The sequence below is a fragment of the Vannielia litorea genome (assembly GCF_018424695.1).
GTDB lineage: Bacteria > Pseudomonadota > Alphaproteobacteria > Rhodobacterales > Rhodobacteraceae > Vannielia > Vannielia litorea_A.
Genome location: NZ_QTNQ01000018.1, coordinates 1 through 20,416, shown reverse-complemented (window position 1 = coordinate 20,416; position 20,416 = coordinate 1). Strand labels below are relative to the sequence as shown.

Annotated in this window: 25 protein-coding genes and 1 tRNA gene; 17 read left to right on the top strand and 9 right to left on the bottom strand. The window is 65.1% G+C overall.

The window, feature by feature from the left end:
• The first annotated feature begins 151 nt into the window (after positions 1-151).
• On the top strand, positions 152-352 hold the full coding sequence (locus tag DYI42_RS08715; protein ID WP_213545550.1) for a hypothetical protein: 201 nt from the start codon (positions 152-154) through the stop codon (positions 350-352).
• Between the two features lie 112 nt (positions 353-464).
• Here DYI42_RS08715 and DYI42_RS08710 read toward each other — a convergent pair whose 3' ends face one another.
• From DYI42_RS08710 to DYI42_RS08700, 3 genes are all read right to left on the bottom strand, one after another.
• Positions 465-1,613 carry a saccharopine dehydrogenase family protein gene (locus DYI42_RS08710; protein ID WP_213545549.1) on the bottom strand — a complete coding sequence of 383 codons (1,149 nt, stop codon included), beginning with the start codon at positions 1,611-1,613 and terminating at the stop codon, positions 465-467.
• Positions 1,610-2,653 (bottom strand): saccharopine dehydrogenase, encoded by a 1,044-nt coding sequence (locus DYI42_RS08705; protein WP_213545548.1) that lies wholly within the window; start codon positions 2,651-2,653, stop codon positions 1,610-1,612. Before DYI42_RS08705 ends, DYI42_RS08710 begins: the two co-directional genes overlap by 4 nt.
• Positions 2,654-2,720: 67 nt before the next feature.
• Positions 2,721-2,876: a hypothetical protein gene (locus DYI42_RS08700; protein ID WP_213545547.1), complete on the bottom strand. Its 156-nt coding sequence runs from the start codon at positions 2,874-2,876 to the stop codon at positions 2,721-2,723.
• Positions 2,877-3,049: 173 nt separating this feature from the next.
• On the opposite strand from DYI42_RS08700, the gene DYI42_RS08695 reads away from it, so the two are divergent.
• The 6 genes from DYI42_RS08695 (at position 3,050) to DYI42_RS08670 (ending at position 8,197) form a co-directional block, all read left to right on the top strand.
• Positions 3,050-5,008 (top strand): AMP-binding protein, encoded by a 1,959-nt coding sequence (locus DYI42_RS08695; protein ID WP_213545581.1) that lies wholly within the window; start codon positions 3,050-3,052, stop codon positions 5,006-5,008.
• 30 nt (positions 5,009-5,038) lie between these two features.
• Positions 5,039-5,857: an ABC transporter ATP-binding protein gene (locus DYI42_RS08690; protein WP_213545546.1), complete on the top strand. Its 819-nt coding sequence runs from the start codon at positions 5,039-5,041 to the stop codon at positions 5,855-5,857.
• Between the two features lie 76 nt (positions 5,858-5,933).
• Positions 5,934-6,422, top strand: a complete 489-nt coding sequence (locus DYI42_RS08685; RefSeq protein ID WP_213545545.1) for a hypothetical protein — start codon at positions 5,934-5,936, stop codon at positions 6,420-6,422.
• The gene (locus DYI42_RS08680; protein WP_213545544.1) at positions 6,410-6,922 is read left to right on the top strand and encodes a hypothetical protein; all 513 of its coding nucleotides are present in this window, start codon (positions 6,410-6,412) and stop codon (positions 6,920-6,922) included. Before DYI42_RS08685 ends, DYI42_RS08680 begins: the two co-directional genes overlap by 13 nt.
• Before the next feature lie 3 nt (positions 6,923-6,925).
• Positions 6,926-7,936 carry a branched-chain amino acid ABC transporter permease gene (locus DYI42_RS08675; protein WP_213545543.1) on the top strand — a complete coding sequence of 337 codons (1,011 nt, stop codon included), beginning with the start codon at positions 6,926-6,928 and terminating at the stop codon, positions 7,934-7,936.
• 3 nt (positions 7,937-7,939) lie between these two features.
• A complete protein-coding gene (locus DYI42_RS08670; RefSeq protein WP_213545542.1) occupies positions 7,940-8,197 on the top strand; it encodes a hypothetical protein in 258 nt (85 codons plus the stop codon).
• A 10-nt stretch (positions 8,198-8,207) separates the two neighbouring features.
• Here DYI42_RS08670 and DYI42_RS08665 read toward each other — a convergent pair whose 3' ends face one another.
• Together DYI42_RS08665 and DYI42_RS08660 are read right to left on the bottom strand one after the other, a co-directional pair.
• A complete protein-coding gene (locus DYI42_RS08665) occupies positions 8,208-8,510 on the bottom strand; it encodes a hypothetical protein (RefSeq protein ID WP_213545541.1) in 303 nt (100 codons plus the stop codon).
• Between the two features lie 141 nt (positions 8,511-8,651).
• Positions 8,652-8,978: a hypothetical protein gene (locus tag DYI42_RS08660; protein ID WP_213545540.1), complete on the bottom strand. Its 327-nt coding sequence runs from the start codon at positions 8,976-8,978 to the stop codon at positions 8,652-8,654.
• A 90-nt stretch (positions 8,979-9,068) separates the two neighbouring features.
• Between DYI42_RS08660 and DYI42_RS08655 the strand changes: the two genes are divergently transcribed.
• The 4 genes from DYI42_RS08655 (at position 9,069) to DYI42_RS08640 (ending at position 13,071) form a co-directional block, all read left to right on the top strand.
• Positions 9,069-10,145, top strand: a complete 1,077-nt coding sequence (locus DYI42_RS08655; protein WP_213545539.1) for a branched-chain amino acid ABC transporter permease — start codon at positions 9,069-9,071, stop codon at positions 10,143-10,145.
• Positions 10,146-10,296: 151 nt separating this feature from the next.
• Positions 10,297-11,580, top strand: a complete 1,284-nt coding sequence (locus DYI42_RS08650; RefSeq protein WP_213545538.1) for an ABC transporter substrate-binding protein — start codon at positions 10,297-10,299, stop codon at positions 11,578-11,580.
• A gap of 92 nt (positions 11,581-11,672) precedes the next feature.
• The gene (locus DYI42_RS08645) at positions 11,673-12,500 is read left to right on the top strand and encodes an ABC transporter ATP-binding protein (protein WP_213545537.1); all 828 of its coding nucleotides are present in this window, start codon (positions 11,673-11,675) and stop codon (positions 12,498-12,500) included.
• Position 12,501: 1 nt separating this feature from the next.
• Positions 12,502-13,071, top strand: coding sequence for a hypothetical protein (locus DYI42_RS08640; RefSeq protein ID WP_213545536.1), 570 nt, complete (start codon positions 12,502-12,504; stop codon positions 13,069-13,071).
• 71 nt (positions 13,072-13,142) lie between these two features.
• Here the strand turns inward: DYI42_RS08640 and DYI42_RS08635 are convergent, their stop codons facing one another.
• Positions 13,143-13,991 carry a hypothetical protein gene (locus DYI42_RS08635; RefSeq protein WP_213545535.1) on the bottom strand — a complete coding sequence of 283 codons (849 nt, stop codon included), beginning with the start codon at positions 13,989-13,991 and terminating at the stop codon, positions 13,143-13,145.
• 142 nt (positions 13,992-14,133) lie between these two features.
• Here DYI42_RS08635 and DYI42_RS08630 point away from each other — a divergent pair, with 142 nt between their 5' ends.
• From DYI42_RS08630 to DYI42_RS08615, 4 genes are all read left to right on the top strand, one after another.
• Positions 14,134-15,345, top strand: a complete 1,212-nt coding sequence (locus DYI42_RS08630; protein ID WP_213545534.1) for a phenylacetate--CoA ligase family protein — start codon at positions 14,134-14,136, stop codon at positions 15,343-15,345.
• A 29-nt stretch (positions 15,346-15,374) separates the two neighbouring features.
• Positions 15,375-17,018, top strand: coding sequence for a peptidoglycan-binding domain-containing protein (locus DYI42_RS08625; RefSeq protein WP_213545533.1), 1,644 nt, complete (start codon positions 15,375-15,377; stop codon positions 17,016-17,018).
• Between the two features lie 24 nt (positions 17,019-17,042).
• A complete protein-coding gene (locus DYI42_RS08620) occupies positions 17,043-17,405 on the top strand; it encodes a VOC family protein (RefSeq protein ID WP_213545532.1) in 363 nt (120 codons plus the stop codon).
• A gap of 104 nt (positions 17,406-17,509) precedes the next feature.
• Complete coding sequence (locus DYI42_RS08615) at positions 17,510-18,262, top strand: SDR family oxidoreductase (RefSeq protein ID WP_213545531.1); 753 nt, start codon at positions 17,510-17,512, stop codon at positions 18,260-18,262.
• 81 nt (positions 18,263-18,343) lie between these two features.
• Here the strand turns inward: DYI42_RS08615 and ykgO are convergent, their stop codons facing one another.
• Together ykgO and DYI42_RS08605 are read right to left on the bottom strand one after the other, a co-directional pair.
• Positions 18,344-18,469, bottom strand: coding sequence for a type B 50S ribosomal protein L36 (ykgO, locus tag DYI42_RS08610; protein WP_005850168.1), 126 nt, complete (start codon positions 18,467-18,469; stop codon positions 18,344-18,346).
• Positions 18,470-18,548: 79 nt separating this feature from the next.
• Positions 18,549-18,623, bottom strand: a tRNA-Val gene (locus DYI42_RS08605).
• A gap of 135 nt (positions 18,624-18,758) precedes the next feature.
• Between DYI42_RS08605 and DYI42_RS08600 the strand changes: the two genes are divergently transcribed.
• On the top strand, positions 18,759-19,640 hold the full coding sequence (locus tag DYI42_RS08600) for an N-formylglutamate amidohydrolase (RefSeq protein WP_213545530.1): 882 nt from the start codon (positions 18,759-18,761) through the stop codon (positions 19,638-19,640).
• A gap of 77 nt (positions 19,641-19,717) precedes the next feature.
• On the top strand, positions 19,718-20,134 hold the full coding sequence (locus tag DYI42_RS08595; RefSeq protein WP_213545529.1) for a PaaI family thioesterase: 417 nt from the start codon (positions 19,718-19,720) through the stop codon (positions 20,132-20,134).
• Here DYI42_RS08595 and DYI42_RS08590 read toward each other — a convergent pair.
• Positions 20,119-20,416 (bottom strand): hypothetical protein (locus tag DYI42_RS08590; protein WP_213545528.1); only part of this gene is annotated, 298 nt, incomplete at its 5' end. The genes DYI42_RS08595 and DYI42_RS08590 overlap by 16 nt on opposite strands.

Genomic DNA, 20,416 nt, shown 5'->3' with positions numbered 1-20,416 from the left:
CTTCTTTCCCTATTTGGGGTCGCCACAGCCCTGTCTCAAGAGGCCTGAGTTCCACGATTCACTGTTTCGTGACTCCCTGTGGAAAACTTTAGGGAACATCCCCAGATGTTGTTGCGTTGGAGAAGTGTACCACAAGGATGAGGAGGCAGAGATGCCGTTCACCGGACCACAGATTGACCACGTGATTTATGACCCGGCCATGCGCCGGTTCGAGGCGGATGTGAGCTTCACCACCGGAACGCCGCTGCGCCGCAAGGTGCATGTGTCGATCCCGGGCCACGTGCAGTGGGGGCACCAGAAGATGGTGTCAGAGCTTGTTGCCGCAGGCCAGAAGGCGCTTCAAGCCCGCTGAGAGTTTGAATGCGGGTCTGCCCGGACCCGCCACATGGCGACGGGTTGCTGCCTGGCCCGTCCCCTGTCCCCGGCCCGTCTTCGCTGCCCCCATTGGCGAAGGCGGGCCTTTTTTATCGTGTCAGATGATCCACCACCATCAGGTGCTGCGCCGTGGTGTTGACCCTGTCGAGCCAGCGCAGCACGAGTTTTTCGTCGGAGGGTGCCGCGGTGACGCCGGTTTGAATTTCATGGGCATGCACCGCCTCGACGGCCAGCGCCACCGTGTCACTCACCAACCGGGCCATGGCCGAACCGCGGGCGTCGCCCCATGCGTCCATCACGTAGGTCTTGTGATACACCGGCACGCCCTCAGCCTCGGCCTGGAGCGCGACGCATAGCACCACGCGATCTGGCTCGCCCTCGGCATATGCGTGCTTGTCCCAGAAGTCGTCCGCCATCTCGCGCAAGCGCACATCGGCTTCCGGCTTGCCCTCCAGTGCCTCGACCTCGGCAAACACGTCCTTCCATGCATCGGCCCAGCCGTTCAGCCGCAGGGTGCCACGGACAAAATCCTTGACCCTCCAGCCCGGCTCGAAGCCGTATTCCGCCATGAAGGGCAGGCTGTCACGGTTTGGGTAAACCTCGAAGCTCTCGGGCGGATCGAGCGGTGCGTCATAGCGGCTGAGCGCATCCCAGGGGCGCGAGACCCGCAGCTCGGAATGGCTGCGGATGGAAACGGACGGCGACTTGAGCGCCTTCAGCACCCCAAGCGGCGACCAGCTGAACTTGTAGCGAAAGGCGTTGGGCTCCTTCGGGATGCCGCCGCAATAGCTGATGAAGCTCAGCACGTTGTCGGGGCTGAAGGCGGCAGACGCGCGATAGTCGGCCATCAGCCAATGCGCCATCAGGTGGTCGATCCCCGGGTCGAGCCCCACTTCATTCACGAAGCGCAGACCCTTCTCCTTCGCCGCCCCGTCCAGCGCGCGCATCTCGGGGCTGATATAGGAAGAGGAAACAAAATGCGCGCCCTTCTCAAGGCACAGCTCGGCCAGCGGCACATGCTGGTCGGCAGGGAGCATCGAAACCACCACATCTTCCGCCGCCAGCGCCTCGGCCAGCACCTCCATCGAAAACGCCCGAATGTCGCCCGTGAGATCGCCCACCGTGTCGCGCGCCTTGCCCTCTGTGCGGTTCCACACCGCCACGTCGTCGCGCTCCGCCAGCAACCGCCGCAGGCCCGGAATGGCGGAAAGGCCCGTGCCGCACCAATGTACTGTCATTCTGTATGCTCCTTGAACGTCTTGGCCGCCCGGCCCCAGACACCTGCGCCGATCTCGTCGAGCCGCAGCAAGTGCGGCAGCATCTGCGCGGCAAAATCCTCGCTGGATTCCTTGGGCAAAAGCGACGGCAGGTTGTCGATGGCCATTACGTCAAGCACCGGATCATCGGCGACGCGGTGCACCGGATCGTCCCAGCTCGTGACGGAATCGTAGATCGGGATCGGGTTGAAATCACTGGTCGGGTCGCAGGAAATGTCGCCAATGACGGCAAGGCTGCGCGGCCCCGCAACGCTCTCCCGCGGGACGAACACGGGCGTATGCGGCCCGGCCAGAACGCAATTGAAGAAAAGCTCCTGCGCGAGGATCTCGGGGAAGGGCCCACCCGAGGCGGTTTCGGCCATGTCCCAGCGGATCGGCGCGATGCCGACCTGCTCGCACATGTCACCCGCGCCGGTGCCAACCCGGCCCAAGGCGCCGACGATCAGGGCCCGGGGCCGCGCATGCCCGTCCAGATCGGCCCGCACGTCATCCACCAGATCACCCTGGTCTTCCCACTCCCGAACGGGTGGGCACATCGCGCCCCTCAGGCCAGCAGCCCAGGCCTTCAACGTAACGGCGGCGCCAACGAAGCCCGCCCAGTAGCCGAACGCGGCCACGCGGCGGCCGCTGGCGTCGGTGAGATATTCGAGATCGAGCAACGCCCCACCGCCGGCCTTGAACCGGCGCAACAGAGCCTGCCCGGCCGACTGGCCCTTGTAGGCATGGCCGAACATGATGTGCCGGTGCCGCAACGGGGCGCCATCCTCGGGCAGTTCCTTGAGACCGTAGATCAGCGCCTCCTCCGGCGCCTCGCGCCAGCTGCCGCGCGGTACGATCTCGGCCCCGACCTCGCGATACGGCTCGATCGGGATAATCCTGTCGGGGCTCTCCTCGACGGTGACCCGGAAGCCGCGCTCCATAAGCGCCTCGGCGCCCTCGGGCACAAGGCCCACCCGCCGCTCGTTCTCGCGCTCTTCGGCGCGCACCCAGAGGTGAACCATGTGCCTTCCCCGATCGTTGCAGCCCGACATAACAGCGCCGCGCACCCCGGTGCAATCGACTCGCGGCTCAGAGCAGCCCGCGCAGCATCGGAAGCACGCCCGCCGCGAAAATACCGACCAGAATTCCGATGCCAAACCGAAGCGGCATGCGCCAGTGCGTCGGCACGAACCCAGCGAGCAAACCACAGACGAGGGCGTAATAGGCCAGTGAAACAACGTCCATCGCTTGTCTCCTCCTCACTTTCGGAACGGCGTTTCGCAGCTATTGAACACTCGTTCAGAAAATCATTTGACGCATGCCCCATGCCCCGACCATAGTAACCGGCAATCAACGTCGGGCCAACGGCCTGGTGCCTGGGGAGAGGCACCTTCTGGGAGGAGACATTGACGGTGACGATAACGCCTGAGGGCGATCTTCAATCCATTCCGGCGCTTCTCGCGCGGAACGTGCGCCAGTTCGGAAGCCGTGCGGCCTACCGGGAAAAGGAATTCGGGATCTGGCAAAGCTGGACCTGGGCCGAAGCCGCCGAGGAAATCGAGGCGCTGGCCATGGGCCTGCTCGCGCTTGGGCTGGAGCCGGGGGACCATCTGGCGATCATCGGGCGCAACCGCCCGGCGCTCTACTGGTCTTTCGTGGCCGCGCAGAAATGCGGGGCGGTGCCGGTGGCGCTGTACCAGGACGCCAGCGCCGAGGAGATGGCCTATGTGCTGGAGCACTGCGGCGCGCGCTTCGTGATTTGCGGTGACCAGGAGCAGGTCGACAAGGTGATCGACGTGCAGGAAAGCGTGCAGGGCATCGACCAGATCATCTATGTCGACAAGCGGGGCCTGCGGAAATACGACCACACCCACATGAACGCCTATGCCGATGTGCAGGCCGAGGGGCGCGCGGGGCATCATCGGCTTGAGCCAGTGATGCGGGAGCGCGAGGCAAAGCTGGGCTACGACGACACCTGCGTGATGCTTTATACCTCCGGCACCACGGGCAAGCCCAAGGGTGTGGTGCTGAGCAACCGCAACATCATCGAAACCTCGAAGAACTCCGCCGCATTCGACCATCTGACTGAAAACGAAGAGATTCTCGCCTACCTGCCGCTGGCCTGGGTGGGGGATTTCATCTTTTCCGTGGGTCAGGCGATGTGGGCCGGGTTCTGCGTGAACTGCCCCGAAAGCCCGGATACGATGATGACCGACCTGCGCGAGATCGGTCCAACCTATTACTTCGCCCCACCCCGCGTGTTCGAGACCCAGCTGACCAACGTGATGATCCGGATGGAAGACGCCGGACGGCTGAAAAAATGGTTGTTCGACAGATACATGGCGCACGCTCGCCGGGTTGGCCCGAGCATCCTTGACGGCAAGCCGGTGAGCGCGGGCGACAAGCTGAAATACCGCCTCGGCGAGCTGTTCATCTACGGGCCGCTGAAGAACACGCTGGGCTTTTCGCGGGTCCGCGTGGGCTATACGGCGGGCGAGGCGATCGGGCCGGAAATCTTTGATTTCTATCGCTCTTTGGGCATCAACCTGAAGCAGCTCTATGGCCAGACCGAGGCCAGCGTGTTCATCACCCAGCAGCCCGACAATGGCGTGCGGGCCGATACGGTGGGCGTGGCCTCACCCGGCGTTGAGCTGAAGATCGGCGACAATGGCGAGGTCTACTACCGCTCGCCGGGAGTCTTCGTGGAATACTACAAGAACGCCGAGAGCACCGCCTCGACCAAGGATGCCGAGGGTTGGGTGGCCACCGGCGACGCGGGCTTCATCGAAGCCGAAACGGGCCACCTGCGCATCATCGACCGCGCAAAGGACGTGGCCAAACTGGCCGATGGCCGGATGTTTGCCCCCAAGTACGTGGAGAACAAACTGAAGTTCTACCCGAACATCCTCGAAGCCGTCGTCATCGGCGCGGGGCGCGACCGCTGCTGCGCGATGATAAACATCGACCTCGGCGCGGTGGGCAACTGGGCGGAGCGCAACAACATCAGCTACGCGAGCTATCAGGAGCTGGCCGGGCACCCGCGTGTCCTCAATATGATCCAGGAACATGTCGAAGAGGTTAACGCCTCGATTGCCGAGGACAAAATGCTCTCGGGCTGCCAGGTTCACCGCTTCCTGGTGCTCCACAAGGAGCTGGACGCTGACGATGGCGAATTGACCCGTACGCAGAAGGTGCGGCGCGGGGTGATTGCCGAGAAGTTCAACGACCTCGTGGACGCGCTCTATGGCGGGGCCGACAGCATCTATACCGAGACGGAAGTGACCTATGAGGACGGCCGGAAGGGCAAGATCAAGGCCACGCTCGAGCTGCGGGATGCGAAGGTGGTGAGCACCGGTGAGAAGGTGGCGGCGGAATGATTTTTCTCCATCAGAACGGGGGCTTGGGCCATGCTTGATGGGCAGGACAGCACCATCACAGAGGACGGCCGCACGATTGGCGGCGTGATGATGGAGATGAAGAACATCACCCTGCGCTTTGGCGGGGTGGTGGCGATCAAGGATATTTCCTTCGACATCCGGGAGGGCGAGATCCGCGCGATCATCGGGCCGAACGGGGCCGGTAAGTCCTCGATGCTCAACGTTATTTCAGGCTTCTACAACCCGCAGGAGGGGGAGGTGTGGTTTCATGGGGCCAAGCGGCCCCCGATGAAGCCCTATGAGGTGGCGCGGCAGGGGATTGCCCGGACATTTCAGAACATTGCGCTGTTTGAGGGCATGTCGGTGCTCGACAACATCATGACGGGGCGCCTTGGCTTCATGAAATCGGGCATGCTGAGCCAGGCGATCTGGTGGGGCAAGGCCGAGAGGGAAGAGACCGAAAACCGGGAAGCCGTTGAAAAGATTATCGACTTCCTCGAAATCCAGAACATCCGCAAAACCCCGGTGGGCCGCCTGCCCTATGGCCTCAAAAAGCGCGTGGAACTGGGCCGGGCACTGGCCGCCGAGCCCAAGCTGCTGCTTCTCGACGAGCCGATGGCGGGGATGAACGTGGAGGAGAAGGAGGACATGAGCCGCTTCATCCTCGACGTAAACGACGAATATGGCACGACAATTGCGCTTATCGAACACGATATGGGCGTTGTCATGGATCTCTCCGACAGAGTCGTGGTGATGGACTACGGCAAGAAGATCGGGGATGGCACGCCGGACGAAGTGCGCAACAATCAGGACGTCATCGACGCTTACCTGGGAGTTGCTCATGATTAGAGAGATCGCCGCGTTAGCCGCCGCTCATGTGCGAAAACGATACAGGCACAACCCATGCACATCCCATGCACAACCCATGCACACGAGGATGCGCCTTGCCTGTGCCGCGCTGGCGTTAACGGTTTTGAACGCAACCCCGGCCCGCGCCGTCGCGCCGGAGGTGCTGACCGAATACCTGACCTACTGCACCGCCGCCATCGCCTCCTCCAGCCCCACGGGCCCGACGCTTCCGGTTGGGGCACAGGCGAATGAGACCGGCGCAATCCTAGCAGAGCCCAAGGTGCCGCATTTCTCGATGCGCAAGGACAACCGCGACGATTGGGTTTGCGAGATCGGTGACAAGCAGGCCAGTGTGCTCACCCGCGTGACCGAGGATTACCTGCGCGCCGTCAACACGGTGGACAAGTATCGCGCCACCTTTGGTGAGAACCTCTATATCGCCGCGACGATCTGCGTTGGCCCGAATGCGGTAGCGCTCATACTGAACGGCCCGCTGAATGACGAACTCGACATGGGCACGGCGGTGTTTTCTGGCGGGCAGGTGAGCCCGGGGTGCGGCGGGTGAAGGCGCTGGCCGGTCTTCTGGCGGCTGTCGCCGCGCCGGCCGGGGCGAACCCCGCGGCCATTGGCGAAGCGCTGGCGCTGTGCATCGAGGTGGTCGAGGCCGAGAGCCCGGCGCCTCTGGAGGCCGCGGGCACGCCTTTTCTGCATGATATCGCCATCCCCGCGCCGGACCGTGTGGCCGTTTTCGAGGCCCCGGCAGGGATCGGGTTTGTGACGGTGTTCGATGCGGCGAGCCTCGGCGGCTACGATTGCGCGCTCCGCCTGCCCTACGACAACAGCTCCGGTGCGATGCGCTGGGAGAAACTGGCGAACGGCCCCGTAATGGCGCTGAAGGGCCAGGGCTTCACCGAGGCTGGCGGCAGCCCCGCCGCGCCGAAACTGGCCCGCTGCACCGGAGAGACCGGCCCGCTGTTCGTGACCGTCGAAGACGACCGCGAGGCCATGGCGGTGAGCCTCACCATCAGCAATCAGGCCCCCGTGCCCGGACCCTGCGAGGAGTAAGCAATGCCCGATACGCTCTTGTTTGCCATGGAAGTCACCCTGAACGGGCTGATGGCGGGCGTGATGTATGCGCTGGTGGCGCTGGGGTTCGTGCTGATCTTCAAGGCGAGCGGCATCTTCAACTACGCGCAGGGCGTGATGGCGCTGTTCGCGGCGCTGACGCTGGTGGGCCTGCAAGACGGGCAGGTGCCGTTCAGCCACCTCATCAACGCGGTGTTCGGCACCGATCTTCATCACTTCGGCTGGCACATGCCTGCCATCGTGGCGATCATCGGCACGGTGCTGGTGATGGTGCTCTTCGCCTGGATCGTGGAAAAGCTGATCCTGAAGCACCTGGTGAACCAGGAGCCGATCATCCTGTTCATGGCGACCATCGGGCTTGCCTATTTCCTTGAAGGGCTGGGCGACATGATGTGGGGCTCCGACATCAAGTCGCTCGACGTGGGTTTGCCGCAGGGGATCAACGGGTGGATCGACGAGACCACCTTCAACGCCTTCGGCTACGGCTTCTTCATCGACAACCTCGACATCGTGGCGACGGTGGTTGCGGCGCTGCTGGTGACGGGGCTGGTGCTGTTTTCGCAATACACAAAGCAGGGCCGGGCGCTGCGTGCAGTGGCCGATGACCATCAGGCGGCGCTGAGCGTGGGCATCTCGCTCCGGTTCATCTGGGTTCTGGTCTGGGCCATCGCGGGATTTGTGGCGCTGGTGGCGGGCATCATGTGGGGCACCAAGAGCGGGGTGCAGTTTTCGCTCAGCCTGATCGCGCTGAAGGCGCTGCCGGTGCTGATGCTGGGCGGTTTCACCTCGATCCCCGGCGCCATCGTGGGCGGGCTCATCATCGGGATGGGAGAGAAGCTTTTCGAATTCTGCTTCGGCACCGGCCAGTGCTTTGGCGGTATCATCAACCTCGGCGGCGCCACGGAAAACTGGTTTGCCTACGTGCTGGCGCTCATCTTCCTCGTCTTCCGGCCACAGGGGCTGTTTGGCGAGAAGATCATCGAGAGGGTTTGAGCCATGCCCAAGCTGATTGCCGTACTGAACGTGATTGCCTGGGGCGGGTTCTGGGCCTTCGGCTACATCGCGCTGACGACCGAGCCTGCGAACACGCAACAGATGCTGATTGCGCTGCTGCTGGCCGTGGCGGGGGCGGGCGTGGGGCTTTGGGCCTACCTGCGGCTGGTGCGCGAAAGCGAGCGCACGGGCTATGCACCGCCGCCCAACCGGGTGCTGCCGGAGCATGAAGAGACCGCCCGGACGGAGGGCGGCGCGTGAAGCTTTCGGATCAGTTCTGCGTGGCGGCGACGAAGACGCCCAGCGCCACGGCGCCGAGCCCGAGCAAGATGATGGCCGCTTGCGCCGATACGCCGAAGAAGACGGCGATGGCCACCGTCAGCACGGCCGAGACGATGATATATGGCATAAGCCCGCGAATGACATCGGAACAGGTTCGCAGCAGGCAATCCATGCAGCGACCGAAGACGCCCTTGTGCTCTGCGCGTGCGCCCTCCTCCGCAATCTCCTCGTCCAGGGGCTGGATCTGGGCTTGCGGCGGCAAGGTGACAAAGCGGTCTTTCGGGTCCGACATTGAGATTCTCTGCGCGGCCAAGGGAACGGCACGGGGGCCGGTTTACGCATCGAATTTGACGGAAAATTGCGGCGAGCGGTGGGCGGCATTGTCTCGAAAGCAAGAAAATTGCGTTGAGGGCGCCGCGCCCGCTGGCCCTGCTCAGCCGTTGGCAACCGCAAGTACGGCCAGCCCGACGACGCCCGCAACGAGCAGCAGGAAGGCAACCTTCAGGGAGAGGTCGAAGGTGACGGCGATGCCGACGACGAGCACCGCAGTGCCGATGATCCACGGCAACAACGACGCGAAGACGGACCCCAAGCCGGTGAGAATGGCCTCGAGAAACGACCAGAACAGGCCCTCGCGGCGCCTTGCGCGGGTTTCGCCATGCTCCAGTTCGGCGCGCAGGCGATACGCTGCAGCGGCGGCCTCGATCGAGGCGTCATCCGCCGCGGTGGGCGTCCGGTTTGGCGTGGCGGTATCGGTCATGGCGGGGCCTCTTGCGGTTGTTGCCGCATTGAAAACAAACGACTTGGGCGCCCCGGTGGCGAGAATGTCCCGAAACGGAGGAAATGGCTGATGCTCTACCGCGAGGCCGGCGACTTCAAGACAAGCTACGCCGACGACAACCAGACCTTCCCGATCCGCTTCGACCGCTGGCGCTATTACGCGGTGCTGGCCATCGCCTTCGGCGTGATCCCCTTCATCATCAACGACTACTGGGTGAACGCGGTTTTCCTACCGTTCCTGATTTACGCGATCGCGGCGATCGGGCTGAACATCCTCGTGGGCTATTGCGGGCAGGTGAGCCTTGGGACGGGCGGGTTCATGGCGGTGGGGGCCTATGCCTGCTACAAGCTGATGACGGCCTTCCCCGATATCAGCATCTTCATTCACGTGATCCTTGCGGGCGGCGTCACGGCAGGTGTGGGCATCCTCTTTGGCCTGCCGAGCCTGCGGATCAAGGGCTTTTACCTTGCCGTGGCAACGCTGGCGGCGCAGTTCTTTCTCGTCTGGCTCTTCAACCGGGTGCCGTGGTTTTACAACTACTCCGCCTCGGGCCAGATCAGCGCGCCGGAGCGCAGCGTGTTCGGGATCAAGGTGACCGGGCCGGAAACCGAGGCCTGGGCGACCTACCTGTTCTGCGCGATCTTCGTCTTTCTCGTCGCCTGGCTCGCGCGCAACCTGACGCGGGGCACGGTGGGGCGGAAGTGGATGGCGATCCGCGACATGGACATTGCCGCCGAGATCATCGGGGTGAACCCGTTGACCGCCAAGCTCTCGGCCTTCGCGGTTTCGTCCTTCTTCATCGGGATCGCGGGCGCGCTGTTTTTCAGCGTCTATCTCGGGGCGGTGGAGGTGGGTGAAGCCTTCGGGATCAACAAGAGCTTCCTCGTGCTGTTCATGGTCATCATCGGCGGCCTCGGCTCGATCTTCGGATCATTCGCGGGCGCGGCCTTCCTGGTGCTGCTGCCGGTGCTCTTGAAGAACATCCTCGTGGGCGGGCTCGGCTGGCCCACCGACCTTGCGGCCCATCTGGAGTTCATGATCGTCGGCGCGCTCATCATCATCTTTCTCATCGCCGAACCCCACGGGCTGGCGCAGCTTTGGCGGGTGGCGAAGGAGAAACTGAGGCTCTGGCCCTTCCCGCATTGAGCGGAGCGGGCGGTGGGCTGATCGCCCACCCTACAGAATGCCCGCACCAGCGGGCGACGGGCTGGCCCACCCTACGGGCCGAAGGAGGAGAGACCGGGGCAGAACCCCGGCAGACAAGCAACATCGGACCAACCAAGGGAGGAGAACCCCGATGAGAAAGACACTGGCAACACTGGCGCTGGGCGCGGTGATGGCCGCCGCACCGGCGATGGCCGAGATCACCATGTCGGCGCTGAGCTACCGGACCGGCCCCTACGCGGCCAACGGCATCCCCTTTGCGGATGGCTACGCCGACTATTTCACCCTGCTCAACGAGCGGGATGGCGGCATCGGCGGCGAGATGATCAATCTCGTGGAATGCGAAACCGGCTACAACACCGAGAAGGGTGTGGAGTGCTACGAAAGCACCAAGGGCGAGGGCGTTCTGGTTTACCAGCCGCTTTCAACCGGCATCACCTACCAGCTGATCCCCAAGGCCACAGCTGACGGCATCCCGATTCACTCGATGGGCTATGGCCGGACCTCGGCCAAGAACGGCGCTGTCTTTCCCTGGGTGTTCAACTACCCGGCCAACTACTGGGACGGCGCGAGCCACGCGATCACCCATATCTCCGAGCAGGAGAGCGGTGACCTGAATGGCAAGAAGATTGCTCTGGTCTACCACAACTCGGCGTACGGCAAGGAGCCGATCCGCACGCTTGAGGAGCTGGGCAAGAAGCACGGCTACGAGCTGTTGCTGCTGCCGGTGGATCACCCGGGACAGGAGCAGAAGAGCCAGTGGCTTCAGGTGCGCCAGCAGCGCCCGGATTACGTGATCATGTGGGGCTGGGGCGTGATGAACCAGGTCGCAATCCAGGAGGCGGTGAACATCCGCTTCCCGATGGACAAGTTCATCGGAATCTGGTGGTCCGGCTCGGAGAATGACGTGCTGCCCGCCGGTGATGGCGCGGATGGCTACAAGGCTCTGACCTTTCACAACCTCGGCATGGATTACCCGCTCTACGACGATCTGAAGACCCATGTTGTCGACAAGGGGCTTGCCGCAGGTGCAGGCGATCAGCTGGGCACCGCGCTCTATAACCGGGGCATGTATGCGGCGATGCTCGCTGCCGAGGCGATCAAGACCGCGCAGGAGATGAGTGGCGAAAGCCAGATCACCCCGGCGCAGATGCGTGACGGCATGGAGAACCTCGAGATCACCGAGGCCAAGATGGAAGCCCTCGGCCTTCCCAACTTCGGCCCCGAGTTCAAGGTGAGCTGCGAGAACCATGGTGGCGACGGCTATGGTGCCGTGGCCCAGTGGGATGCCGGTGCCGGCGAATGGAGCCTGATCACCGACTATTACCAGTCGGACCAGGAGGTGATCGGCCCGCTCGTCGAGGAAGACAGCTCTGCCTATGCCGCCGAGGCGGGCATCGAGGCCGGCTGCATGTAAGCCAATCCCCCCGGCTGCGGCGCGAGCTGCGGCCGGGGGACCCAGAGATTTTGACGGGGCAGGATGCCGTGCCCCCTGAGGAGACCCGAGCGATGCTGGATGCCGCGACACCCGAGAGCGAGACGCTGCTGGAGGTCAACAACATCGAGGTGATCTACAACCACGTGATCCTCGTGCTGAAGGGCGTGAGCCTGAAGGTGCCGAAGGGCGGCATCACCGCGCTGCTGGGCGGCAATGGCGCGGGCAAGACGACCACGCTGAAAGCGATCAGCGGCTTGCTGCGCTCGGAGCGCGGCGAGATCACCAAGGGCTCGATCACCTATCGCGGAGACAGGCTGACCGGCCATGACCCGGCCGCGCAAGTGAAGACCGGCGTGATTCAGGTGATGGAGGGCCGACACTGTTTTGAGCACCTCACCGTAGAGGAAAACCTGCTGACCGGGGCCTATACCCGGGGCGACGGGCGCGGCGCCACGGATGCCGACTTGCAGATGGTGTATGACTATTTCCCGCGGCTGAAAGAGCGGCGGAAGAGCCAGGCGGGCTACACATCGGGCGGCGAGCAGCAGATGGTGGCGATTGGCCGTGCGCTGATGAGCCGGCCCGAGACGATCCTGCTCGACGAGCCGAGCATGGGCCTCGCGCCGCAGCTGGTGGAGCAGATCTTCGACATCGTGAAGCGTCTGAACGAGGAGCAGGGGGTGACCTTCCTGCTGGCCGAGCAGAACACCAACGTCGCGCTGCGCTTTGCCCATTACGGCTACATCCTGGAGTCGGGGCGCATCGTGATGGACGGCCCCGCTGCCGAACTGCGCGAGAACCCGGATGTGAAGGAATTCTATCTCGGGATGAGCGAGGAGGGCCGAAAGAGCTTCCGCGATGTGCGCAGCTACCGGAGACGCAAGAGGTGGCTCGCCTGACGTGGGCAGCAGCGTCTGGTACATCGCGCGCCCCGGACCGACGCCGGAGGATGCGCAGCTGCGGATCGACGAGCTGAGTGCTGCAATGCGCGCGGCGGGTTTGATCGCGGGAGAGGATGACCCGGACTCGATTCTGGGCGCGGCGCAGGGGCCAGCCTATCGGCCCGGGCCTCGCGCTGAGGAATCGCTGCCGCCGGGCTATGGCCGAGCCACGGAGCTGCGGACCAATGGCGCGGAGTTCATTGCGGCGGCAATCTTCAACTGGAGCCCGCTGAACGTGGATGAGTTCACCGCGCCCTGCTGCGGGGCGCTGATCGACGCGGGAGAGATCGTCGATAAGCTTGGCACGGCAGCAGGCGTGGAGAAGGACTTTTCCGACAGCGCCGTCACCTGCCCGCGCTGCGGCGCGCCAAGCGGCGTGAACGCTTGGGCCGAGAGTGGCTTCATGTTGGCGGGATGCGGCGTGGGGCTGTGGAACTGGCAGGTGATGCCCGAGGTTCTTGACCCTGTACGCAGGCTGGCACGCGAGACCCTGGGGCCAGAGCTTGTGGAAGACGGTTACAAGATTTGAGCGCAGACGGGACAGGGCCCACCCTGCGGGGTGAAGCGATTGGCGTTTCGCATGGCGGGAAGAGCCCCGCCCTAAGCCTCGGCCTCGGCGCGCATCTCGGCGATCCGCTCCAGCGCCTCTTCGCGGGTGTTGCGGATGTTGGGCTCGAAATCCTGGCTTTCGGAGCGCAGGCGGATGTCGGCCTCGGTTTCGGAGCCGGGCGCGTAGCGGACAGAACCGAGGGAGGCCGCGAGGTTGAGCCGCTTTCCGCGCGAGGCGTAGCGGACCCATGCGGCGGGCTCGATGCGGCAGTCCTCGTAATTGACGAGGAAGAACCACTTGCGATCGGTCTCCATGATCCGCTCTTCGATATGGTCGTAGACATCATCGACGTCGCGGGCATTGGCGAAGGTGAAATGGGAGAAATCGACCTCCATCACCACCGCGTCGGGGCGGAAGGAGATGCGGCGGCGGATCTCTTCCGGGCCGTGGCTGGGCTGGTGGACGATACGCTTTTGCCGCGTGTTCTTGAAGGACTTGAGCCGGGCCAGCGCGCTTTCACGGTCGGGCAGGAGGTTGGCGTCGAAGTTCTCGGTGCCTGCCGAGCGCTCGATCTGGGCGCGGGTGGCCTCGCCCACGTCGAAGCGGACGGTGCCCATGGAATAGGCCATGTTCAGCGCGCGGCCCCGGCGGGCGAAGGCGATCCAGGCTTCCGGGTCGATCCGGTTGTCGGAGTAGTTGACGAGGAAGAGCCACTTGTCTTCCCCGGTCGCGGCGATGCGCTCTTCGATGCGGTCATAGAAGCGGTTGACGGCGCGGGAGGAGGTGAAGTGCAGGCTGGAAAAATCCGCCTCCATGATAGCTTCTGCCTCGTGGAAGGTGATGCGATCATCGAGGAAGTCATCGGACAGACGCGCGGAGGTGGCGACAAGCTTGGGCATGGGCCGGGGCCTTTCTTCAACATATCTCACTCGCGCGCCGGTAGAATATGCCACGTCCGGCGGTTAGAACCAGCAGCAACACTGACGTAACGGCAGGCTTGGCGGCAAATCGCTTAGCGGGGGCCAACGGGAGGAGGACAGGATGAACAACAGCGGGCCTGAGTGGCGCAGCGTCGAAGCGCGGGCGACCGACTTGGCAGAGGCACTGCCGAAGCAGGTGGCGCGGGCGCAGGGGCTGCCGGGATACGGGGCGCTGGCCGATGTGGACGCCGCCGCCGTGACCGGGCCGGAGGCGCTGGCCGCATTGCCGGTGCTGCGCAAGGGCGCGCTGATGGAGGCGCAGGCGGCGCGGCGGCCGCTGGGCGGGCTGACGACGGTGGAGGCCACGGGCTTTACTCATCTGTTTCAGTCACCCGGCCCGATCTATGAGCCGGGCATGGCCAACGCCGAGGACTGGTGGCGCTTCGCCCCCTTCCTGCGCGCGGTGGGCATCGGCGCGGGGGACGTGGTGCAGAACTGCTTTGCCTATCACCTCACCCCGGCGGGGATGATGTTTGACAACGGCGCGCGCGCGGTGGGCGCGGCGGTGATCCCGGCGGGCACGGGGCAGACGGAATTGCAGGTGCGCGCCGCCGCCGACCTTGGTGCGACGGCCTATGCGGGCACGCCGGACTACCTGAAGGTGATCCTCGAGAAGGCTGATGAAATGGGCGTGAGCCTTGGCATCACGCGGGCGGCGGTGTCGGGCGGGGCGCTGTTTCCGAGCCTGCGAGATTGGTATGCCGAGCGCGGCATCACCTGCCTGCAATGCTACGCCACCGCCGATCTGGGCAATATCGCCTATGAGAGCAGCCCCGAGAGCGGGCTGATCGTGGCCGAGGGCGTGGTGGTGGAGATCGTCACGCCGGGCACGGGCGACGTGGTGCCCGAAGGCGAGGTGGGCGAAGTCGTCGTCACCACGCTGAACCCGGATTACCCGCTGATCCGCTTCGCCACGGGCGATCTTTCTGCCGTGCTGCCCGGGCAAAGCGATTGCGGGCGCACCAATGGCCGGGTCAAGGGCTGGATGGGCCGGGCGGACCAGACCGCAAAGATCAAGGGCATGTTCGTGCGGCCCGAGCAGGTGGCAGAGCTTGTCGCCCGCGTGGGTGCAGCCAAGGCACGGGTGACGGTGACGCGCGAGGATGAGCGTGATGTGATGGCCGTAGCCTTCGAATCGGGGGGCAGCAACGAGGCCACGCTGGCCGATGCGGTGCGCGAGATCCTGAAACTTTCTGGTGAGGTCAGCATTCATGCCTTGGGAAGCCTGCCGAAAGACGGCAAGGTGATAGACGACCAGAGAAGTTACGACTGAGGGCCGCTTGAACGGCCCGGGAGGCGGGCATGAGACGAGCATTCCTTTTGACACTGGCGCTGGTGGCCGGGCCTGCAATGGCCGACCGGGCGTTTATCCTCGGCCAGCCCGAGAGCGGGCGCGGGCTGTTTGGCGGCTCTGCGCCAGACCTTGCCGCCGCTTATGAGGAGGCGGGCTTCACGGTGATCGGCGGCAGCCCGGCCACGGCGGAACTGATGCGCGAAGGCCTGGCGCGGTTTCTGGACGGTGTGGACGGCGAGCGGCGGCTGGTGATCCACCTTTCGGGCAGCTTTGTGCACTCTGGCTCCAACACATGGCTGTTGGCCGATGATGCGAAGGCTCCGAGCCTTGCCACAGTGGCAGGGCAAGGGTTGGCGCTTTCGACCGTGTTAGAGATCGCGGCGGAGGTGCCGGGGCAGTCGGTTGTGCTGATTGGCAGTGGCGCGGCGCCCGACAACTTGGGAGCGGGGCTTTCGGCCGGGCTCGGGGTGCTGGATATTCCGCAGGGTGTCACTGTGATCCGGGGCCGCTCGGCGCAGGTGGGGGCCTTTGCTGTGGGGCCGCTGATGCAGGAAGGACGGAGCCTTGCCGCGCTGGCCGCGTCGGAGGATGTGACCGGCGAGGGCTACCTCTCGGCGGCGACGATCTGGCGGCCCGAGGGGGAGACCCCGGAGCAGCCCGCCGACGATGCGCCGGTGGCCGATGCCGCCGAGGTGGAGCGCGCGGTTTGGGAGAGCGCGGAGGATGCCGACAGCAAGGAGGCGTACCTGGGCTACCTCGCGCGCTACCCGCTGGGGCAGTTTGCCGACGCGGCGCGCAAGGCGATTGCCGAGATCGAGGCTGAGCCGTTCCGCGCCGAGCGCAAGGCAGAAGAAGCGCTGGGCCTGTCGCGCGACGAGCGGCGCCAGATCCAGCGCAACCTGACGGTGCTGGATTACAAACCACGCGGGATCGACGGCATCTTCGGCCCCGGCACGCGTGGGGCGATCAAGGCGTTTCAGGAGAAAAACGGCTTTCCGTCTTCGACCTATCTGACCCGGCAGCAGATCACCCGGCTGGCCGAGCAGGCCGAGCGGCGCAGCGCCGAGCTGGAGGCCGAGGCCGAGCGGCGGCGGCTGGAGGCCGAGCGCGCCGACCGGGCCTATTGGGAGGTGACGGGGGCTGCGGGCGACGAGGCGGGCCTGCGGGTTTACCTCAAGAAATACCCGGACGGAATTTACAGCGAGATCGCGCAGGAACAGCTCTCGATCATCGAGGAAGACAAGCGCCGCGAGGCCGCCGCGCAGGACCGGGCCGCGTGGGATGTGGCGGTGAATGCCAACACGGTGGCCAGCTATCGCAACTACCTCGTGGCCTATCCCAAGGGCGCCTTTGCCGAGGAAGCGCGGGCGCAGATTGCCAAGCTGACCGAAGAGGCCAGCCCGGACCGGCAGGAGGCCCGCGCCCGCGAGGAGGCGCTGAGGCTGCCGCAGTTCACCAAGGTGCTCGTGGAGCGGCGGCTGGCCCAGCTCGGGCTTGAGCCGGGGCCGACCGATGGCGACTTCGACCAGCAGACCCGCCGCGCGATCCGCCGGTTCCAGCGGGACCGGGAGCTTGAGGTGACGGGCTTTCTGGACGAGGCGACGGTGAGCCGGATGCTCGCCGACGCGGGCATCAGGATCATCCGCGAATAACAGCGACACAGAGGGAGAATGGACATGGAGAAGGTCAGCGGTATTGGCGGGTTCTTCTTCAGGTCCGAAGACCCGAAGGCGCTGGCTGCGTGGTACGAGGCCCATCTGGGCATCGCCCCGGTGCCCGGTGATTATGACACGCCGCCATGGGAGCAGGAGGCGGGCGCCACGGTGTTCGCCCCATTCGAGAAGGTCACGGAGTATTTTGGTAACGCGGAAAAAGCGTTCATGCTGAACTTCCGGGTGGGCAACCTCGACGCGATGATCGCGCAATTGGAGGCCGCCGGGATCGAGGTGCGGCGTGACCCGGAGAGCTACCCGAACGGGCGATTTGCGTGGCTGAACGACCCGGAAGGCAACCCGATCGAGCTGTGGGAGCCGGCGTGAGCGGGCGGGAGGCGCAAGAAACGGGTCGGTAAGGCGCAGGCTTCGGGTCGGCGCGGCGCGGGCGGTGCTGGAAGGTCCGGTCATCCAGAACAGGAGACCGGAACATGCGATTTGCAGGAAAGACGATACTTATCACCGGGGCCAGCTCGGGCATCGGGGCGGCGACAGCGCGTTTGGCAGCGGCGGAGGGCGCGGCGGTGGTGCTGGGCGCACGGCGTGCCGAGCGGCTGGAGGCGCTGGCAAGAGAGATCGAGGGCGAGGGCGGCCGCGCGGCCTGGGTTGCGGGGGATGTGACCGACCCGGGATTTGCCGGGGAATTGGTGGCGCTGGCGGAAGAGCGGTTTGGCGCGCTGCACGGGGCTTTCAACAACGCCGGCATGGTCGGCGAGATGGGGCCGGTGGAGGAGATGACAGAGGCCAATTGGCGCGCTGTCATGGCCACCAACCTCGATGCGGCCTTTCATGGCGCGAAGACGCAGATTCCGGCGCTGCGTCGGGCGGGCGGCGGGGCGCTGCTCTTTACCGCGAGCTTCGTCGGCACCTCGTCGGGCCTTCCGGGCATGGCGGCCTATGGGGCGGCCAAGGCGGGGGTGATCGGGCTGGCCAAGGGGCTCGCGGCGGAGCACGGCGCGGAGGGGATCAGGGTGAACGCCCTGCTGCCGGGCGGGACGCTCACCGAGATGGCGGGCGATGACCCGGCGTTCATCGACTTCGCCAAGGGGCTGCATGCGATGAAAAGGCTGGCCGAACCGGAAGAGATTGCCCGCGCGGCGCTGTTCCTGCTGTCGGAGGAGGCCAGCTTTGTGACCGGGGCGGCGCTGTTGGCGGACGGGGGCAACGCGGTGAGCAAGGTTTGAGCCGCTGCCGGGCGCAGGCGTGCAAAACAAAAAGGCCGCCCGAGTGGGGCGGCCCTTCCGTTCTGTCGCGCGCTGAAACGCTCAGCCCTGACGGGCCTTGAAGCGGCGCTGGGTCTTGTTGATGACGTAGACACGGCCTTTACGGCGGACCACGCGGCAATCCCGGTGCCGGTTTTTCAGCGAGCGGAGCGAGTTGCGAACTTTCATCGTCTCTTTCCTCTCTTGCGGCCCCTAACGCGGCAGTTGGGTGCCAGTTCAACAATGACCCCGGAAGGGTCGGCTCAGATGGTGGGCGATACTGGGATCGAACCAGTGACCCCTTCGATGTCAACGAAGTGCTCTACCGCTGAGCTAATCGCCCGTGCCTCCTCGAATCGCCCCGATATCAAAACAAAAGACGCGGGGCGGTCCGCGTCGGTGCGGTGGCGTATAAAGTGAAGCCGCGCGCGGTTCAAGGGCTTTTGGCAAGCGATGCTTTGCCGCTATAGTTTTGCTCATGAGCGTGGACGAAGCAAAGGCATTCCGGATCGAACGACCGCGGCAGCGGACGACCGGCGCTGTCTTTGCCTCGCCCCATTCAGGCAGCGAGTACCCCTGGGCCTTCCTGCGGGCCTCGGTCCTGGATGAGCGGAGCATTCGCACCTCCGAGGATGCCTTTGTGGACAGGCTTTTCAGCGCCGCGCCCGACCATGGCGCACCGCTCATCGCCGCACGGGCACCGCGCGCCTACATCGACCTCAACCGCTCTGCCGACGAGCTGGACCCGGCGCTCATTCGCGGCGTGGCCACCATCACCCACAATCCGCGCGTCAGCTCAGGGCTCGGGGTGATTCCGCGCGTGGTGGCCGGGGGGCGGGCGATTTACCGGGGCAAGATCTCTCTCGAAGAGGCCCGCGCCCGGATTGCCGAGGTGTGGCGGCCCTACCACCGCGCCCTTCAGCGCGAAATCGACGACGCCCGCGCCGAATTTGGCCAGGCGGTGTTGATCGACTGTCATTCGATGCCCCATGAGGCGATAGATGCCGCAGGCAGCCGCAAGGGCAACCGGCGCCTGCCCGAGGTGGTTCTGGGCGACCGCTTCGGCGCGGCCTGCGGGGTGGAGATCATGGATCTGGTGGAAGACGCCTTCACCCGCGCGGGCTTCCGGGTGGCCCGCAACGCGCCCTTTGCAGGCGCTTACGTGGCCCAGAGCTATGGCCGCCCTTCGCGTGGCCAGCACGCGGTGCAGGTAGAGATCGACCGGTCGCTCTACATGGACGAACAGGCGATTGCCCCCGCACCGCAGTTTGAAGAGGTGCGCGCCCGGCTGACCGGCGTGATTGCCGAGATCGCCGATATCGGGCGGAGCGGTGCAGCGGTGCCCCTGGCCGCCGAATAGCATTCGGAACGTGACGTAAGGTTTGACCGGCCCGGGCCGATCCTCATCCTGCTGGGAACAGGAAGAGGAGAGCCGCGATGCTGCCGAGGGACCACGCACAGGCAATACTCGACGCCCAGCCCTTCTCGCAGCTCGTGGGGGCGGAGCTGGAGGCTTTCGAGCCCGGGCGCTGCGTGATTGCGGCCCCTTTCCGCGAGGATCTGACCCAGCACATGGGCATTGCCCACGGCGGGGTGATCGCCACGCTGGCCGATATGGCGCTGACCTTCGTGGGCGGCTCGGTGCTGGGCCCGGTCATCACCTCGGAGTTCAAGATCAACTACCTGCGGCCCGGCACCGGGCAACGGCTGGTGGCGCGCGGTTCGGTCGTGGGCCACGGGCGGCGGCAGGCGGTCACGCGGTGCGACATCTTCTGCATCGTCGACGGCGAGGAGAAGCTTTGCGCGGCGGCGCAGGCGACGATCGTGAAACTCGAAGATCAGAACCCGCAGTAATCGGAGCCGTAGTAGCGGTAACGGAACGGGTTTCGGGAGAGCACCTCGATATCCTCCCGCTCGGCCACGGCGACGACCGCGTTGTTGGCCCCCATGATCCCGAAGCCCTGCGCCTGGAAGGCTGCCAGCAGCTCTGCCTCTGTCATCACGCAGGCGTTTGTCTCGAAGATGTAGCGCACCATGTCGTCCGCATCGCCCGGCTTGGGCGGCGGCCTGTCTTGCGCGGTGGCGGGGAGGGCGGAGAGGAGGCAGAGAAGGGTGAGGAGGCGCATGGGGCGATGT

What these genes read in the sequence shown, in the direction of transcription:
- DYI42_RS08675 (WP_213545543.1), top strand. Translation starts at nt 6,926, where the DNA reads ATGCCCGATACGCTCTTGTTTGCCATGGAAGTCACCCTGAACGGGCTG.
- DYI42_RS08615 (WP_213545531.1), top strand. Translation starts at nt 17,510, where the DNA reads ATGCGATTTGCAGGAAAGACGATACTTATCACCGGGGCCAGCTCGGGC.
- DYI42_RS08710 (WP_213545549.1), bottom strand. Translation starts at nt 1,613, where the DNA reads ATGACAGTACATTGGTGCGGCACGGGCCTTTCCGCCATTCCGGGCCTG.
- DYI42_RS08700 (WP_213545547.1), bottom strand. Translation starts at nt 2,876, where the DNA reads ATGGACGTTGTTTCACTGGCCTATTACGCCCTCGTCTGTGGTTTGCTC.
- ykgO (WP_005850168.1), bottom strand. Translation starts at nt 18,469, where the DNA reads ATGAAAGTTCGCAACTCGCTCCGCTCGCTGAAAAACCGGCACCGGGAT.
- DYI42_RS08655 (WP_213545539.1), top strand. Translation starts at nt 9,069, where the DNA reads ATGCTCTACCGCGAGGCCGGCGACTTCAAGACAAGCTACGCCGACGAC.
- DYI42_RS08660 (WP_213545540.1), bottom strand. Translation starts at nt 8,978, where the DNA reads ATGACCGATACCGCCACGCCAAACCGGACGCCCACCGCGGCGGATGAC.
- DYI42_RS08685 (WP_213545545.1), top strand. Translation starts at nt 5,934, where the DNA reads ATGCACACGAGGATGCGCCTTGCCTGTGCCGCGCTGGCGTTAACGGTT.
- DYI42_RS08650 (WP_213545538.1), top strand. Translation starts at nt 10,297, where the DNA reads ATGAGAAAGACACTGGCAACACTGGCGCTGGGCGCGGTGATGGCCGCC.
- DYI42_RS08595 (WP_213545529.1), top strand. Translation starts at nt 19,718, where the DNA reads ATGCTGCCGAGGGACCACGCACAGGCAATACTCGACGCCCAGCCCTTC.
- DYI42_RS08705 (WP_213545548.1), bottom strand. Translation starts at nt 2,653, where the DNA reads ATGGTTCACCTCTGGGTGCGCGCCGAAGAGCGCGAGAACGAGCGGCGG.
- DYI42_RS08670 (WP_213545542.1), top strand. Translation starts at nt 7,940, where the DNA reads ATGCCCAAGCTGATTGCCGTACTGAACGTGATTGCCTGGGGCGGGTTC.
- DYI42_RS08600 (WP_213545530.1), top strand. Translation starts at nt 18,759, where the DNA reads ATGAGCGTGGACGAAGCAAAGGCATTCCGGATCGAACGACCGCGGCAG.
- DYI42_RS08715 (WP_213545550.1), top strand. Translation starts at nt 152, where the DNA reads ATGCCGTTCACCGGACCACAGATTGACCACGTGATTTATGACCCGGCC.
- DYI42_RS08635 (WP_213545535.1), bottom strand. Translation starts at nt 13,991, where the DNA reads ATGCCCAAGCTTGTCGCCACCTCCGCGCGTCTGTCCGATGACTTCCTC.
- DYI42_RS08625 (WP_213545533.1), top strand. Translation starts at nt 15,375, where the DNA reads ATGAGACGAGCATTCCTTTTGACACTGGCGCTGGTGGCCGGGCCTGCA.
- DYI42_RS08630 (WP_213545534.1), top strand. Translation starts at nt 14,134, where the DNA reads ATGAACAACAGCGGGCCTGAGTGGCGCAGCGTCGAAGCGCGGGCGACC.
- DYI42_RS08690 (WP_213545546.1), top strand. Translation starts at nt 5,039, where the DNA reads ATGCTTGATGGGCAGGACAGCACCATCACAGAGGACGGCCGCACGATT.
- DYI42_RS08665 (WP_213545541.1), bottom strand. Translation starts at nt 8,510, where the DNA reads ATGTCGGACCCGAAAGACCGCTTTGTCACCTTGCCGCCGCAAGCCCAG.
- DYI42_RS08645 (WP_213545537.1), top strand. Translation starts at nt 11,673, where the DNA reads ATGCTGGATGCCGCGACACCCGAGAGCGAGACGCTGCTGGAGGTCAAC.
- DYI42_RS08620 (WP_213545532.1), top strand. Translation starts at nt 17,043, where the DNA reads ATGGAGAAGGTCAGCGGTATTGGCGGGTTCTTCTTCAGGTCCGAAGAC.